The following is an 899-nucleotide window of genomic DNA, read 5'->3' as shown; positions in this document are numbered from 1 at the left end:
CCGTTCCCATGCCGAACACGGAAGTTAAGCGTCTCAGCGCCGAAAGTAGTTGGGGGATCTCCCCCTGTGAGGATAGGACGTTGCCAGGCTTTATTTTTTTAAAAAAGTTATTGACTTTACATAGAATGACCTTTAAAATAGGTAAAGTCGATATGACTTAAAACGGTCTCGTGGTGTAGGGGTTAACATGTCTGCCTGTCACGCAGAAGATCGCGGGTTCGAATCCCGTCGAGACCGCCATTTTTAATTTAATACGTATGGCTTTGTAGCTCAGTTGGTAGAGCAAAGGACTGAAAATCCTTGTGTCGGCGGTTCGATTCCGTCCAAAGCCACCATATAACACGCCGGTGTAGCTCAGTTGGTAGAGCATCTGACTTGTAATCAGAGGGTCGAGGGTTCGAATCCTTTCGCCGGCACCATTTTTTCATGGCGGTTGTGGCGAAGTGGTTAACGCACCGGATTGTGATTCCGGCATTCGAGGGTTCAATTCCCTTCAGCCGCCCCATTAAAATTTAATGAGCCATTAGCTCAGTTGGTAGAGCATCTGACTTTTAATCAGAGGGTCGCAGGTTCGAGCCCTGCATGGCTCACCATTTCTCATTATTTTTTATTCAATACGTAATTTCACATGCGGGTGTGGCGGAATTGGTAGACGCGCTAGACTTAGGATCTAGTGTCTTTGACGTGGGGGTTCGAGTCCCTTCACCCGCATCTCTAAATACTTATGCGGAAGTAGTTCAGTGGTAGAATACGACCTTGCCAAGGTCGGGGTCGCGGGTTCGAATCCCGTCTTCCGCTCCATCTTAATACGCGGTCGTGGCGGAATCGGTAGACGCGCTAGGTTGAGGGCCTAGTGGTGGTTAACACCGTGGAGGTTCAAGTCCTCTCGACCGCACCAT

At 49.2% G+C, this 899-nt stretch carries 8 tRNA genes and 1 rRNA gene; all 9 read left to right on the top strand.

What is annotated here, in order from left to right:
- Positions 1-89: ribosomal RNA gene (gene rrf / locus KNO65_RS15605) — 5S ribosomal RNA — on the top strand; the annotation flags it as partial.
- A 75-nt stretch (positions 90-164) separates the two neighbouring features.
- Positions 165-240, top strand: a tRNA-Asp gene (locus KNO65_RS15600).
- 19 nt (positions 241-259) lie between these two features.
- Positions 260-335, top strand: a tRNA-Phe gene (locus tag KNO65_RS15595).
- Between the two features lie 8 nt (positions 336-343).
- Positions 344-419: transfer RNA gene (locus KNO65_RS15590), tRNA-Thr, on the top strand.
- 10 nt (positions 420-429) lie between these two features.
- Positions 430-505 (top strand) — tRNA-His (locus KNO65_RS15585).
- Positions 506-517: 12 nt separating this feature from the next.
- Positions 518-593 (top strand) — tRNA-Lys (locus KNO65_RS15580).
- Positions 594-630: 37 nt separating this feature from the next.
- Positions 631-711 (top strand) — tRNA-Leu (locus KNO65_RS15575).
- Between the two features lie 15 nt (positions 712-726).
- A tRNA-Gly gene (locus tag KNO65_RS15570) sits at positions 727-801 on the top strand.
- A 9-nt stretch (positions 802-810) separates the two neighbouring features.
- Positions 811-898: transfer RNA gene (locus KNO65_RS15565), tRNA-Leu, on the top strand.
- Position 899: the final 1 nt, after the last annotated feature.

This window comes from Exiguobacterium sp. S3, assembly GCF_018617295.1.
Taxonomy (GTDB): domain Bacteria; phylum Bacillota; class Bacilli; order Exiguobacteriales; family Exiguobacteriaceae; genus Exiguobacterium; species Exiguobacterium profundum.
Note: the sequence above shows the minus strand (reverse complement) of the source record. Positions and strands in the feature narration are given on the sequence as shown.